Annotated in this window: 13 protein-coding genes; 7 read left to right on the top strand and 6 right to left on the bottom strand. The window is 66.8% G+C overall.

Annotated elements, in window-relative coordinates; genetic code table 11:
- Positions 1-59: 59 nt before the first annotated feature.
- From JX001_RS05595 to JX001_RS05570, 6 genes are all read right to left on the bottom strand, one after another.
- Positions 60-2,333, bottom strand: a complete 2,274-nt coding sequence (locus JX001_RS05595) for a TonB-dependent receptor (protein WP_205682640.1) — start codon at positions 2,331-2,333, stop codon at positions 60-62.
- A 95-nt stretch (positions 2,334-2,428) separates the two neighbouring features.
- Positions 2,429-3,196, bottom strand: coding sequence for a proteasome-type protease (locus JX001_RS05590; RefSeq protein WP_241004773.1), 768 nt, complete (start codon positions 3,194-3,196; stop codon positions 2,429-2,431).
- A 79-nt stretch (positions 3,197-3,275) separates the two neighbouring features.
- Positions 3,276-4,118, bottom strand: coding sequence for a transglutaminase family protein (locus tag JX001_RS05585; RefSeq protein ID WP_205682638.1), 843 nt, complete (start codon positions 4,116-4,118; stop codon positions 3,276-3,278).
- Between the two features lie 2 nt (positions 4,119-4,120).
- The gene (locus JX001_RS05580; RefSeq protein ID WP_039244207.1) at positions 4,121-5,059 is read right to left on the bottom strand and encodes an alpha-E domain-containing protein; all 939 of its coding nucleotides are present in this window, start codon (positions 5,057-5,059) and stop codon (positions 4,121-4,123) included.
- Positions 5,059-6,480 carry a circularly permuted type 2 ATP-grasp protein gene (locus JX001_RS05575; protein ID WP_017504409.1) on the bottom strand — a complete coding sequence of 474 codons (1,422 nt, stop codon included), beginning with the start codon at positions 6,478-6,480 and terminating at the stop codon, positions 5,059-5,061. Before JX001_RS05575 ends, JX001_RS05580 begins: the two co-directional genes overlap by 1 nt.
- Before the next feature lie 227 nt (positions 6,481-6,707).
- Entirely contained in the window at positions 6,708-7,916 is a 1,209-nt protein-coding gene (locus tag JX001_RS05570) for an NAD(P)/FAD-dependent oxidoreductase (RefSeq protein ID WP_205682637.1), read from the bottom strand.
- 226 nt (positions 7,917-8,142) lie between these two features.
- Between JX001_RS05570 and JX001_RS05565 the strand changes: the two genes are divergently transcribed.
- From JX001_RS05565 to hisF, 7 genes are read left to right on the top strand one after another with little or no spacing between them, the layout of a single operon-like run.
- Positions 8,143-8,433, top strand: a complete 291-nt coding sequence (locus tag JX001_RS05565) for a YerC/YecD family TrpR-related protein (RefSeq protein ID WP_017504407.1) — start codon at positions 8,143-8,145, stop codon at positions 8,431-8,433.
- Positions 8,434-8,443: 10 nt separating this feature from the next.
- On the top strand, positions 8,444-9,325 hold the full coding sequence (gene hisG, locus JX001_RS05560; RefSeq protein ID WP_055752833.1) for an ATP phosphoribosyltransferase: 882 nt from the start codon (positions 8,444-8,446) through the stop codon (positions 9,323-9,325).
- Positions 9,325-10,632 carry a histidinol dehydrogenase gene (gene hisD, locus JX001_RS05555; protein WP_205682636.1) on the top strand — a complete coding sequence of 436 codons (1,308 nt, stop codon included), beginning with the start codon at positions 9,325-9,327 and terminating at the stop codon, positions 10,630-10,632. Before hisG ends, hisD begins: the two co-directional genes overlap by 1 nt.
- Positions 10,629-12,065, top strand: a complete 1,437-nt coding sequence (gene hisB, locus JX001_RS05550; protein ID WP_205682635.1) for an imidazoleglycerol-phosphate dehydratase HisB — start codon at positions 10,629-10,631, stop codon at positions 12,063-12,065. Before hisD ends, hisB begins: the two co-directional genes overlap by 4 nt.
- On the top strand, positions 12,062-12,664 hold the full coding sequence (gene hisH / locus JX001_RS05545; RefSeq protein WP_205682634.1) for an imidazole glycerol phosphate synthase subunit HisH: 603 nt from the start codon (positions 12,062-12,064) through the stop codon (positions 12,662-12,664). The genes hisB and hisH overlap by 4 nt, the downstream gene beginning before the upstream one ends.
- Positions 12,658-13,395, top strand: a complete 738-nt coding sequence (gene hisA / locus JX001_RS05540) for a 1-(5-phosphoribosyl)-5-[(5-phosphoribosylamino)methylideneamino]imidazole-4-carboxamide isomerase (RefSeq protein ID WP_205682633.1) — start codon at positions 12,658-12,660, stop codon at positions 13,393-13,395. Before hisH ends, hisA begins: the two co-directional genes overlap by 7 nt.
- Positions 13,392-14,159, top strand: coding sequence for an imidazole glycerol phosphate synthase subunit HisF (gene hisF, locus JX001_RS05535; RefSeq protein WP_205682632.1), 768 nt, complete (start codon positions 13,392-13,394; stop codon positions 14,157-14,159). The genes hisA and hisF overlap by 4 nt, the downstream gene beginning before the upstream one ends.
- The last annotated feature ends 66 nt before the right edge of the window (positions 14,160-14,225 follow it).

Raw genomic sequence — 14,225 nt, 5'->3', positions numbered from 1 at the left:
AAGACGAAACGGCCCCGCGGGGATTGCGGGGCCGTCAGACTAGGCCGGGGAAGCGGCCTTTAGAAGCGCAGGTTCAGGGCCAGGATGGCCTGGCGACCTGCGGCCACATCGGCGTGGTGAACGCCGTTGGTGCGCATGATGTATTCCTCGTCCGTCACATTCTTGACGTTCAGCTGAAGCGTCGCGCGGTCCGTCAGATCATAGGCGGCGAACAGGTCCAGGCGGGTGTAGCTGGGTGCATAGACCCGCGCCGTTCCGCCCCCGGCCCCGCCCTGGTTGCCGCCGAACCGGTCGTCTACGTAATAGACGCCGCCGCCCACGCTCAACTTCGACAACAGCTGGTAGGTGGTGAACAGGCTGAAGCTGTTCTTGGGCGTGTTGGCCAGCGGGTCACCAACATTGGCGTTGTTGTAGGCGCCGCGCACGAGTTCGGAATCCATATAGGTGTAGCCGCCGAACACGCTCCAGGACGGGGTGATGTTGCCCGAGACGCCGAGTTCCAGCCCCTTGACCTCGACCTCGCCCGCCTGGGCGTAGACCCCATCGGAAATCAGGATCTGTGCGTTTTTGCGGGTCGTTCGGAACAGGGCCCCGCTCAGGCTCAGCTTCTGGCCGAACAGTTCGGCCTTGGCGCCGATTTCATAGTTTTCGGTGTCTTCAGGGTCGAGAACCTGTCCGGACAGATTGCCGCTGCCTTGGCCGCCGGTGGCGCCGTTCTGATCGCCGCCCGAGACCGTGGGCGGGGTCGAAGAGGTCGAGTAGGAGGCGTACAGACTGGTGTTCTCGCTCGGCTTGTAAACCAGCCCGACCTGATAGTTGACGAAGTCCCATTCGAACTCGCCGAAGGTCGGGGTCGTTTGACCGCGCGCGATCGCGCTGCCTTCGGTCTCGTATCGGTCGTAGCGCACGCCCAGGTTCAGCACCCAGTTCGCGCCGAAGGCGATCGAATCCGCCCCATATACGCCCCAGCTCGTGGTGTTGGAGTGCGTTTCGGCGCCCCGCGTGATGGAGCCGCTCCAAGGGTCGCTTGGATTGGGGTCATACACCGGCGTGCAGTCGAAGCCGCCCAGTTCAGCTGGACAGGTCGATCCACTGGTGGTGGTGATCGTGTGGGAGGCGTTGCGATTGATCTCGCGGGTGTATTCGACACCCAGGTCGAAGCTGTGCTTCAGCGCGCCCGTGGTGAAATCGCCGTACACATCCGTGACGTTGGCGAAGGTCTCCGCCGGATTCCATCGAGACTTCAGGCCTCGCCTCATCCACCAGGTGTCGCCGACCAGAACAGCCACGCCGCCGTCACCCGGGTTGGTCACGACGTAATCGTTCAGCGTCTCGGAATAACGGGTCAGATTGCGCAAGAAAAGGCTGTCGCTGAATCGGTGTTCCAACTTGACCGTGACGCTGTCGACCTCATTACGCATGTAGTCGCGCGCCTTCAGCCCGTAGAAGCTGTCGTAAGGGACGTTCAGGATGCGGCTGTCGGTCGTCTGAATCGCCCAGTTGTTGTCCAGCTTGCGATCCAGCGGAATGCCGTAGTCGGGCATCGAATCAGCTCTCAGACGGTAATAGTTGATCGTCGCCGAGGTGTCGGTTCCCAGACCAAGGCCGAGCGCCATGGCCAAGCCATATTTTTCAAAGTCCACCTCGCGACGACCCGGCACATCGCCCTCGGTCGCCAGCAGGTTCAGGCGGAAGGCGCTGGTCTCGTTCAAGCGCCAGTTGCCGTCCACCGTGGCGCGATAGTAACTGTCCGTGCCCACGCCCGCGCTGGCGCTGACGGAATCGGTCAGCCGCGGCTGTTTGGAGCCGAGGTTGATGCTGCCGCCGCCGGAACCACGACCCGAATAGACGGAATCGGCCCCTTTGATCACTTCGACCTGCTCCAAATCGAAGACCTCGCGCTGCTGACCGCCGGCGTCACGCACGCCATCGACGAAGATGTTGTTGGCCGAGGACTGCCCCCGGATGAACGGTCGGTCGGCAAGCGGCTGACCGCCCTCGCCCGCGCCGAAGGTGATACCTGGCGAGTTGCGCAACAGGTCTTCAAGCGACGTCGCCGCCGTTTGAGTGATCACCTGTTCAGGAATGATGGTGACCGCACGGGGGGTGTTCACCAAAGGCGCGACGAACTCCGGGCTTTGCGGCTCTCGTTTCTTGAACTGACCATTGACGTCGATCGTGCCCAGATTGGCGGGCTGGGACTGGTCGGCCGTGACGACCACGCCGTCCTCAGCGGTCACATCAGCGGCGATGGCGGGGGCGGCGACCAGCATGCCGGCGGCGCTGGAGGCGAAGAGAAGCGAGCGGAGCGCGGCGGCGCGGGATTCGGACATAGTCTTGCGACCTTTTGGTCTGATTTTGCGATGCGCTCGCAATAACCAGCTCGACAGGAAGGCACAAGACAATTGCGAACAAATCGCAATCTTAATTAGCCGACGGCGCTTATGCTCCTCTGAGGCGCCGACGTGTCGATATCCAGCCAGGTCGGATCAGGCATGGCGCGGTGGGCGGCGGCCAGGGCTTCGGACCAACGCCGGCCCAAATCGCGGAAATAGGGATCATCCGCCTCAATGCGCCGCGCCGTGCCCATCAGTTGGTCGCGCTTCATCACGATCAGGTCCAGCGGCGGCCCGACGGCAATGTTCGAGCGGATGGTCGAATCGAACGAGATCAGCCCCAGCTTCACCGCCTCGGACAGGGAGGTGGAGCTGTGCAGGGCGCGGTCCAGAATAGGCTTGCCGTACTTCAGCTCGCCGATCTGCAAATAGGGCGTATCGGGCCCGCACTCGATGAAGTTGCCCTGCCCGTAGATCAGATAGAGCCCCATCTTGCCACCGGCGATCTGACCGCCCAGCAGCATGGAGGCGGTGACGTTCAACCCGTCTGCGGTCGGCGTCGGCGGCGTATTGATGCTGGCGCGCACGCTGGCCATCGCATGACCCAGAAGTTGGGCGGCGCGGAACAGGGTCGGGGCGGTCTGGAGCGTTTCAAGCTCAGTTGAGTCCGGCAGTTTGACCCCAGCTGCGACCATGGCCAGCGCCGTCTGGGTGACCGACAGATTGCCCGCCGTCGCGACCGCCAGGATCCGCTCGCCCGGCGACTTGTAGATGTGAAGTTTGCGATAGGACGAGATGTTGTCCACGCCCGCATTGGTGCGCGTGTCGGCGATCATCGCCAACCCGTCGTCCACCAGCATGCCTACGCAATAGGTCACTTCGCTCTATTCGCTCCCCGCGTTGCGAATCCCCAGACGCTAACAGATTCGCGCGTCATGCCTATCGGGGCCATCCACTGGATTGCAGTTGTTGCTGGCTCTGTTGCACCGGCCGCACATTCAGAGCGACGGTCAGCTGCTCCTGGCCGCCGCCATAGCTCGTGCCCCGGATCGGGGTGGCGCCGCGCGCGTCCAGGCCGACCGCGACCCGAACATAGTGTTCGGTCGGACAGATGCCGTTGGCGGGATCGAACCCGACCCAGCCCAGGTTCTCGACCCAGGCCTCGGCCCAGGCATGGGCGGCGTCCTGATCGTGGCGTCCGTCCTGACGGCTGAGGTGGCCCGAGACATAGCGGGCCGGCACGCCCAGCAGGCGTGCGGCCGAGATGAAGATCTGCGAATGGTCCTGACAGACGCCGCGCTTCTGAGCAAAGGCCTCGGCGGCGGTGTGGGAGGCGGAGGTCGAGCCGACCTCGAACGCCACCGTATCCTTCAGCGCGCCCATCAACTGATGCATCCGGCCCAGCGTCGCGCCCTCAGGAATGGAGCGGGCGAAATCGACGATGCCGGCGTCGGCCTTGGTCATCGGGGTGTCGCGCAGATAGACGATGGGCGACAGGCGTTCGGCCTGCCCTTTCACGACGCCGCCCGTCTCGACGGTCGAGACCTCGCCGGTGACGCGGATGGTCAGGGCGTCGGTCGGCCGCTCGGTGTAGAGGCTGTGAACGATGTTGCCGAACGCGTCCTCGCTGCGCCGCAGCCGGGCGTCCACATCGGTTTCGATCCGCCAGTCGCGGACCTGCTGGCTCTCACACGACTTGGGCGTCAGGCGCAGCATCTGGACGATGAAGCGCGCGGGCCGGGCGTAGGCGTAGCGGGTGGAGTGATCGATCCGGATCCGCATGGTCAGACCAGATACTGTTCGTGGACGGCCGCGGCCAAGGCGTTGTTCTCGTTCAGGAAGCCCTGAATGTATTCGTGCAGGCCGGACTGGAAGATGTCCTCGATCTTGGCCTCGTTGAACTGGCTGAGGCGATTGGAGGCCAGCCGTTGCGCCGGGCCGCGTCGCCCGTAATCGGTGGCCAGCTTCTCCAGATAGCTGACGATCATGCCCTGACACGAGGCCAGCGAGCGCGGCATCTGGCGGTTCAGCACCAGCAGGTCCGCCACCAGCCAAGGCCGAACGCTTTCGCGGTAAACCCAGCGATAGGCGGTCAATGCCGAAACCTCGCGCAGCAGGGTCGTCCACTGGAAGTAGTCCAGTTGCCCGCCCACCCGTTCGCCGGGCGGCAGCAGCAGGTGATATTTCACGTCCAGCAGGCGTGCGGTGTTGTCGGCCCGCTCGATCGCCATGCCCAGTCTCAGGAACCAGTAGGCGTCGTTCCTAAGCATGGTCCGCGACGACGCGCCCTCAACCGCCAGGGACGTCGATTTCACGAAGTCGAGGAAGTTGGTGAAGTCGTCGCGCTTGGTCGGTTCGCCCAGCTCGTTCAGACCGTTCCAGGCGCCGTTGATCGCCTCCCACAGTTCGATGGTCAGGGCGGTGCGCACCGAGCGCGCATTGGTCCGCGCCTTGGTGATGCAGGCCTTGATCGAGGTCGGATTGTCGAAGCCGAAGGCCAGATATTCCCGCACGGACTTTTCCGACACGGTCCGGCCGGTCGCGTCGAAGCCGGCCTTGACCCCCGACGAGGCGATGGCCCCCGCCCAGGCGGTGACGGCGGCCTGATCCTTGGCCGGCAAGGCGGCGAGACGGATCGCCGCCTCCAGAATGCGGGCGAGGAAGTCCGCCCGCTCCATGTAGCGGCCGGTCCAGTAGAGGCTGTCTGCGGTGCGTGAAAGCATCAGTTGTCCAGCACCCAGGTGTCCTTGGTTCCACCGCCCTGGCTGGAGTTCACCACCAGCGACCCTTCCTTCAGCGCCACCCGCGTCAGGCCGCCGGGCGCGACGCGCACGCCGGCCGGGCTGGACAGGACGAACGGCCTGAGGTCGACGTGGCGGGGCGACAGGGCGCCGCCGTTCAGCGTTGGGGCCGTCGACAGGCTCAGCGTCGGCTGGGCGATGAAGTCGTCGGGATCGGCGATCAGCTTGGCGCGAAAATCCTCGATCTCGGCCTTGGTCGAGGTCGGCCCGACCAGCATGCCGTAGCCGCCCGATCCGCCAACTTCCTTGACCACCAGTTCCGGCAGCTTATCCAGCACTTCCTTCAGGGCGTCCGGCTCGCGACAGCGCCAGGTCGGCACGTTCTGCAGGATCGCATCCTCGCCCGTAAAGAAGCGGATGATCTCGGGCATGTAGGTATAGACGGCCTTGTCGTCGGCCACGCCCGTCCCGACCGCATTGGCCAGGGTCACCCGCCCGGCGAAATAGGCCGACATCAGCCCCGGCACCCCGATTGTGGAGTTTGGCATGAAGGTCAGGGGATCGAGGAAGTCGTCATCGATGCGGCGATAGATGACATCGACGCGCTTTGGCCCCTCGGTCGTGCGCATGAAGACCGTGTCGTCATTGACGAACAGGTCCGTGCCCTGGACCAGCTCCACACCCAGCTTGTCGGCCAGGAAGCTGTGCTCGTAGTAGGCCGAGTTGAAGGGGCCGGGCGTCAGCACGACGATCGTCGGGTCCGCCCCCGCCCCTGCCGGCGCGGACGCCTGCAACGAGCGCAGCAGCATGTCGGTGTAGATTTCGACAGGCCGCACGGCGTGCTCCGCGAACAGGTCGGGGAACAGCCGCATCATCATCTCGCGGTTCTCCAGCATGTAGGAGACGCCCGACGGCGTGCGGCAGTTGTCTTCCAGAACGTAGAAGCCGTCCTCGCCGGTGCGCACCAGATCGACGCCCGAGATATGGCACCAGACGTCGCCCGGTGGACGACGCCCCTGCATCTCCGGCCGATAATGCGGATTGGTCAGGATCAGATCGGCCGGGACGATGCCCGCCTTGATGCAGTCCTGCGGTCCATAGATATCTTTCAGGAAGGCGTTGATGGCGGTGACGCGCTGTTTCAGCCCCTTTTCCAGACCGCCCCATTCGTCCGCGCCGATGATGCGCGGCACAACATCGAAGGGGATCAGCCGTTCGTTGGATTCCTCGTCGCCGTAGACGGCGAAGGTCACGCCCATGCGGCGGAAGAACAGCTCCGCCTGGCGCGAGCGCGCTTGCAGCAGATCGGCCGGCGCGTTTTCCAGCCACGCCGCCAGCGTCTTGTAGCTGTCGCGGATCGCACCCGATCCGCCGCCGTTCATTTCGTCGAAAGCTCTCGTCATCCGCCCCCGCCGCGTTGAAGTCGCAGCTTGAACGGTCACGAACGTAAAGCGCAACAGTTTTGTTGCACTGCGGCGACGTTGTCTCCTCCCCGCGGAGCGGGGAGGTGGCGCGGCGCATCTTGCGCCGTGACGGAGGGGTTCTTCACTGCATCACTTGCGCCTGTGGGACTTCAAGAACCCCTCCACCGCTGCGCGGTCCTCCTCCCCACAAGTGGGGAGGAGACAAACTAGTCCGCTGCCACCGCCTTCATCGACACCGCCGGATCGGCCAGCTTGTCCACGTCCACAGGCGTCGCCTTGGCGATCAACTGTTTACCGGCCATGAACTCGGGCGGAGCGTTGACGGCCTCGACGCAGACGATGCGGTCGCCGTTCAGATGGAAGACGGCAAAGCCCGACGCCGTCGGGTCGCCACGCACCACCTGTCGGTCGGCGTCGAACGGCAGGCCGGCGATCTGAAGTTTGACGTCATACTGGTCAGACCAGAACCACGGCACTTCTGGCGGGGGTCCGGCCCGTCCGACGATGGCCGCGGCCGCCTGTTTGGCCTGCTCCAGGGCGTTGGGCACGCTTTCCAGCCGATGATGCACGCCGCCGTGGACCGGAATGGGTCGTCGGGTCATGTCGCCGATGGCGAAGATCGCCGGGTCGCTGGTGCGCGCCTCGGCGTCCACCACCAAGCCGTCGTCGCAGGTCAGGCCGGCCGATCGCGCCAGGGCGTCGCAAGCCAGGGCGCCGACCCCCACCAACACCGCATCCGCCGACACCACCGATCCGTCGGCCAGGCTCACGCCGTCGCGGGCCACGGCGGCCACCTCAGCGTCGGTCAGGATTTCGACGCCGTGCGCCCGGTGCTGCGCCGTGAAGAAGATCGACAAGGTCTCGGACGCCACCCGCGCCAGCACGCGCGGCGCGCGCTCGATCACCACCGCCTCGCCGCCCAGGGCCCGCGCCGACGCCGCCGCCTCCAGCCCCACATATCCGCCGCCGACCACCGCCAGACGCTTGCCGGGCCCGAGCACCGCCTTCAGTCGCTCGGCGTCCTTCATCGTGCGCAGTTCCAGCAGATCGGGATGGTCCCCGCCCGGAACCGGCAGCTTACGCGCCGTCGATCCGGTCGCCAGCACAAGAATGTCGTAGGTCTCGGACGACCCGTCGTGGAAGGCTACCGTCTTCGCTGCCGGATCCACCGACACGGCGATCGTCGAGGGTCGGAAGTCGATGTTCTGCTCGGCGTAGAAACTCAGAGGCCGCAGCAGCAGCGCCTCCAGATCCGCCTCCCCTTTGAGCCAAGCCTTGGACAGCGGCGGCCGCTGATACGGCGGCGCATCCTCCTCGCCCGCCAGCACGATGGGGCCTTCATGCCCATACTGCCGCAGGAAAGCCGCGATGGAGCCGCCAGCGTGTCCCGCGCCGATGATGAGAACCTTGGTCATAAAGACGCAGATAGTGCGCCACGCACGATCTGTCTCCTCCCTGCGAAGCGGGGAGGTGGCGCGGCGCGCCTTCGCGCCGTGACGGAGGGGTTCTTCACCGCATCACAAGCATCTGTGGGACTTCAAGAACCCCTCCACCACGCTTCGCGCGGTCCCCCTCCCCGCTTCGCAGGGAGGAAACGAACGCCCCTTGACTGTTCCACCGTTACATCATAGTGGAACGCGCATGACGACCCCGCCCGCCCGTGACGACCTGCATGACGCCCTGTTGTCGATGCAGACGCGCGCCGAGATCGACGCCTTTCTGGCCGATCTTTGCACGCCTGCGGAACTACGCGCCTTCTCCGAGCGCTGGCAGGTCGCGCGCCTGCTCGACGCCGGCGGCAAATCCTATCGCGAGATCGCCGCAGAGGCCCATGCCAGCCCCACCACAGTCGTTCGCGTCGCCCGCTATCTGAAAGACATGCCGCATCAGGGCTATCGCCTCGCCCTGGACCGCCTGAAGAACAAGAACTGAGTATCCGAATATGAGCACCGTGCAGGGCCGGCTTCGCATCGCCGTCCAGAAATCCGGCCGTCTGGCCGACCGCAGCCTCGACCTGATCCGCGACGCGGGCCTTAAATGGGTCAAGGGTCACAACGACCTGCTGTACCGGGTCGAGAACTATCCGATCGACCTGCTGCGCGTCCGCGACGACGACATCCCGACCTTCGTGGCGGACGGCGTTTGCGACCTGGGCATCGTCGGCGAGAACGTGCTGGAGGAAGGCCGCAACGGCGGGCCGAACGCCTCGATCGTCATGCCGCTGGGCTTCGGTCGCTGCACGCTGAAGATCGCCACGCCTCCGACGCTGGCCTACGACGGTCCGGCCTCGCTGGACGGTCTGCGCATCGCCACCTCCTATCCCAAGATCCTGCGCCGCTTCCTCGACGAACGCGGGGTCAAGGCCGACATCGTGGTCATGCGCGGGGCCGTCGAGGTCGCGCCCCGGCTGAAACTGGCCGCCGCCATCTGCGACCTGGTCTCGACCGGCGCGACGCTGGAGGCCAACGGCCTGGGGGCCAAGGATACGGTTCTGGAAAGCCAGGCGGTGCTGATTCAATCGCCCGTCGCGCCTGAACCCGCCTTGCAGCAGCTGTTGGACAGCGTCATCGAGCGGATGGCGGGCGTCGTGTCCTCGCAAGGCGCCAAATACGTCATGCTGAACGCCCCGCGCTCGGCCCTGGACGAGATCACCGCCATCCTGCCCGGCGCCGGCTCGCCCACGGTCATGCCCCTGATGGGTCGCGACGACGCGGTCGCCGTCCACGCCGTCTGCCAGGAAGCCGTTTTCTGGGAGACGCTCGAAAAGCTGAAGGCCGCCGGCGCCTCGGCCATCCTGGTCCTGCCGATCGAGAAGATGATGTGATGAAGCGCATCGACTGGTCTTCCCTCGACGCGGCCGGCAAGACGGCCGCCCTGGCCCGCCCCGCCCAACGCACCGCCGGCGACGTGACCGAGGTCGTGCGCACCATCCTGGACGACGTGCGCCAGCGCGGCGGCGCGGCCGTGACCGACTGGTGCCTGAAGCTGGACAAGGCGCCGCCCCGTCGCATCGCCATCACGCCCGAGGCCGTCGCCGATGCGCGCAACGCCCTGCCGCCCGGCGACGTGCGCGCCCTGCGCATGGCGTCCGACAATGTGCGCGTTTTCCACCAGGCGACCCGGCCCGAGGACACACCCTTCGTCGAGACGACGCCTGGCGTGCGGTCCAAACTGGCCTGGCGCCCCATCGCCTCGGCCGGCCTCTATATTCCGGGCGGCACCGCGCCGCTGTTTTCTTCGCTGCTGATGCTGGCCATTCCGGCCGGCGTCGCGGGCGTGGGCCAGCGCGTCGCCGTCACGCCGCCGAACAAGGAGGGCGGCATCCACCCCGCCATGATCCTGGCCGCCGCAGAGGCGGAACTGGACGCCATCTGGCTGATGGGCGGCGCCCAGGCCATCGCCGCCCTGACCTTCGGCGTCGAACTGGAAGACGGGGTCATTCCGGCCTGTGACAAGCTGTTCGGACCCGGCAACGCCTATGTGGCCGAGGCCAAGAAGCAGGCCTCCGCCCTGCCAGGCGGTCCCGCCGTCGACATGCCGGCCGGCCCGTCGGAGTTGATGGTCATCGTCGATCGCGACGCCGCGCCCGAGATCGCCGCCGCCGACCTGCTCAGCCAGGCCGAGCACGATGCGGATGCGCAGGTTCTGCTGGTCTCCACCAGCCGCGCCACCATCGACTACATCCTGAGCGAGGTGGAGGTTCAGGTCGCAACCCTGCCCCGCGAAGCCATCGCCCGCGCCTCTCTGAACGAGGCCCGCGCCATCCTGGTGCGCGACCTCGACGCGGCCGCAGAAGTCGCCAACCTCTATGGCCCCGAACACCTGGCGATCCAGATCGACGATCCCGAGCCGCTGGTCGATTCGATCAAGGCCGCCGGGGCCGTGTTCGTCGGCCGGTTCGCCGCCGAGACGCTGGGGGATTATGCCGCCGGTCCCAGCCACGTCCTGCCGACCGACGGCGGCGCTCGCACCCTGGGCGGCGTCACCACCGCCAGCTTCATGACCACCATGTCGGTCCAGTTGGTGACCGAGGCCGGGGCCCGTCAGCTTGCCCCTATCGCCGCCCGTCTGGCCCGGATGGAGGGGCTGGAAGCCCACGCCCGCGCCGCCGATCTGAGGGCCGAAGGATGACCGTGTCCGCTCCTTATCCGCCGCTGGTTTCCGGCGGCGAAGGTCTGGATCGCTATCCCGGCGACGCCTCCGCCCTCGCCGCACGCATGGCCGCCGTCTATGGCGTGCCTGCCGAACAGGTGCTGCCGGTGCGCGGCCTGACCCACGGGCTGGAACTGGCCTGGCGCCTCGCCGCTCGCGACGGGGGATCGGTCGAGGCCCCGAAGGCCGAACCCTATGACAGTCTCGCCGCCATCTATCCGGCCAAGGGCGAAACGGCCCCAGAGAAAAATATCGTCGTCATCCGCGCCCTGGGCTCGCCCGAAGCCGTCGGCGAAATGGCTGCCCGCGTCGCCCCCGCCCTGCTGGTGGTGGACGAAGGACTGATCGAGTTCTCCGACAGCGTCTCGGCCGTGACCGTCGTCGCCGATCAGCCGAACCTGATTGTGTTGCGCAGCCTGTCCCTGGCCTATGGCTTAGCCGGCGCCCGGGTCGGCGCGGCGATCGCCCAAGCCCAGACCCTGGCGCGTCTGGCGTCGGTGCTGGAACCCTACGCCCTGCCCGAACCGCTGGTGCGGCTGGCGATGCAGGCGCTCGATCCGTCGCGGATGATCGAGACCGCCGAGCGGATCGCCTCGGTCCGGCGCGAGCGCGAACGGGTCGTGCGCGAACTGGGTCGCCAGATGCCCGTCGAACCGGGCGTCGGTCCCATCATCATGGCCCGCCCCGAGGAGCCTGCCGCCGCTCTGGCAGGGCTTAAGGCTTACGGCGTCGAGGCCGATCTGTCCGGCGAGCGTCTGCGCCTGCCGATCTCGATCAAGTCCGAGGTCAACGACCGGCTGCTCGCCGCCTTCGGCCTGACGCCCGCCAAGCGCCGCCCGGCGCGCGTTGGTCAGGCGGTGCGCGACACCAAGGAAACCCGCATCGTCTGCGCCGTCGATCTGGATGCGCCCGGTCCGGTGAAGATCGAGACCGGCGTCGGCTTCTTCGATCACATGTTGGAGCAGATCGCGGCCCACGGCGGCTTCTCGCTGCGTCTGCAATGCGAAGGCGACCTGCACACCGATCCGCACCACACGATCGAGGACAGCGCCATCGCCCTGGGGCAAGCGTTGAAACAGGCGCTGGGCGAGCGCAAGGGCATCGCCCGCTACGGCTTCGTCCTGCCGATGGACGAGGCCAATGCGACGGTCTCCATCGACCTGTCCGGCCGCCCCTATCCACTGTTCGAGGGGGCGTTCGAGACGCCCTTCATCGGCGACTACCGCACCGACCTGACCGCCCACGTCTTCCGGTCGCTGGCCGAGGCCATGGGCGCGGCCGTCCACATCAAGGTCACGGGCCAGGACGACCACCACAAGACCGAAGCCGTCTACAAGGCCTTCGGCCGCGCCCTGCGCCAGGCCATCCGCGTCGAGGGCGACGCCGTGCCGTCCACCAAAGGTGTTCTGTGACCGAGGTCGCCGTCATCGCCTACGGCGCCGGCAATGTCGCCTCGGTCCAGTTCGCACTGGAGCGGCTCGGCGCGACCGTGCGCCTGACCGACGATCCGACCGTGATCGCCGAGGCTGAACGGGTCATTCTGCCCGGCGTCGGCGCGGCCGGATACGCCATGAAGCGCCTGTCGGACCTGGGTCTGATCGCGGCGATCCGCGCCTTCCCACGCCCCCTGCTGGGTGTCTGCCTGGGTCAGCAACTGCTGTTCGGATCGAGCGACGAGGGCGACGGCGTCGATCTGCTGGGTCTCATTCCCGGCGCGGTGACCCGGCTGAAGCCTGCGGGCGATCTGCCGGTGCCGCACATGGGCTGGAGCCGGTTGACGCGCGACCGCGACGACCCCTTGCTGGAGGGCGTTGCCGACGGCGCCTATGCCTATTTCGTCCACGGCTTCGTCTGTCGCGACGGACCGGCGACCCTGGCGCGCGCCGACTATGGCGGCGTCGTCCCGGCTGTGGTTCGATCGGCCAACCGCTGGGGCTGCCAGTTCCACCCCGAACGCTCGGCCGAGGCCGGGGCGACCATCCTCAAGAACTTCCTGGGCCTGTCATGCTGATCTACCCCGCCATCGACCTGAAGGACGGCGTCTGTGTGCGCCTCATGCACGGCGACTTCGCCCAGGTGACGCATTACGACCAGCAGCCGGCCGCCCGCCTGACGACCTTCGCGGCCGAGGGCGCGGAGTGGATTCACATCGTCGATCTGGACGGAGCCGAGGCGGGCGAGGCGCGTCAGCATGCTTTGATCGGTGAGCTGACCCAGGCCATCGACGTCAAGGTTCAGTCCGGCGGCGGCGTGCGCAGCGCCGACGATGTGAAAAAGCTGCTGGACGCCGGCGTGTCGCGCGTCGTGGTCGGATCGCTGGCGGTGACCCAGCCTGAGGCGGTGGCCAACTGGTTGGACACCTTCGGCGTCGAGCGCATCACCCTGGCCCTGGACGTCAAGATCGAGGGCGGCGTGCCGGTCCCGGCGCTGAAGGGCTGGACCCAGTCCTCGGGCATGACGCTTTGGGAGGCGCTGGATCGGTATCCCAAGGGGACGGCCAAACACCTGCTGGTGACCGATGTCGGTCGTGACGGCGCCCTGACCGGGCCGAACCTGGACCTGCTAGCCGAGATCCGCAGCCGTCGGCCGGATCTGGTGTTGCAGGCCTCGGGCGGCGTTTCCTCGCTGGACGACATCGCGGCGGTCAAGGCGCTGGGCTGTCACGGTGCCATCGTCGGACGCGCGCTTTACGAGAACTGCTTCACCCTGCCCGAGGCGATCGCAGCGGCCCGTACGATATGACCGCCCGGCGGATCATCCCCTGCCTGGACGTGAAGGACGGCCGGGTGGTCAAGGGCGTGAAATTCGTCGGTCACACTGACATGGGCGATGCGGCCGAGCTGGCCGCACGCTATCGCGATGCGGGCGCCGACGAACTGGTCTTCTACGACATCACCGCCAGTCCCGAAGGGCGGACGCTGGACTACGGCTGGATCAAGGACATCGCCCGACTGCTGGACATTCCTTTCTGCGTCGCCGGCGGCATTCGCAGCGTGGATCAGGCGGCGCGCTGTCTGGACCACGGAGCGGACAAGGTCTCGATCAACTCCCCGGCTCTGGAACGGCCCGAACTAATCGCCGACATGGCGGCGCGGCTGGGCAGCCAATGCGTTGTCGTCGGCGTCGACAGCCGGTTTGAGGACGGCGACTGGGTGGTCCACAAATATACCGGCGACCCCGATGCACGCCGTCATGCCGGCAAACGCACCCTGGACTGGCTGGACGAGGCGCAGAGCCTGGGCGCCGGCGAGATCGTGCTGAACTGCATCGATCAGGACGGGGTTCGGCGCGGCTATGACATCGAGCAACTGTCCGCCGCGCGGGCACGTCTGGCCATTCCCCTGATCGCCTCGGGCGGCGCCGGCGCGCCCGAGCATTTCAAGGCTGTGTTCGAGCAGGCCGACGTCTCCGGCGCCCTGGCCGCCAGCGTCTTCCACACTGGCGCCATCGCCATTCCGGACCTGAAGACCTATCTGGCGCAGCAAGGGTTGGAGATGCGCATATGATCCTCCCCCGAGAAGCGCAGCGAAACGGGGGAGGGGGACCGCGAAGCGGTGGAGGGGGCGGACCCG

The organism is Brevundimonas fontaquae (genome assembly GCF_017086445.1).
Taxonomy (GTDB): Bacteria; Pseudomonadota; Alphaproteobacteria; order Caulobacterales; family Caulobacteraceae; genus Brevundimonas; species Brevundimonas fontaquae.
This window is presented reverse-complemented; position numbering and strand designations above follow the sequence as displayed.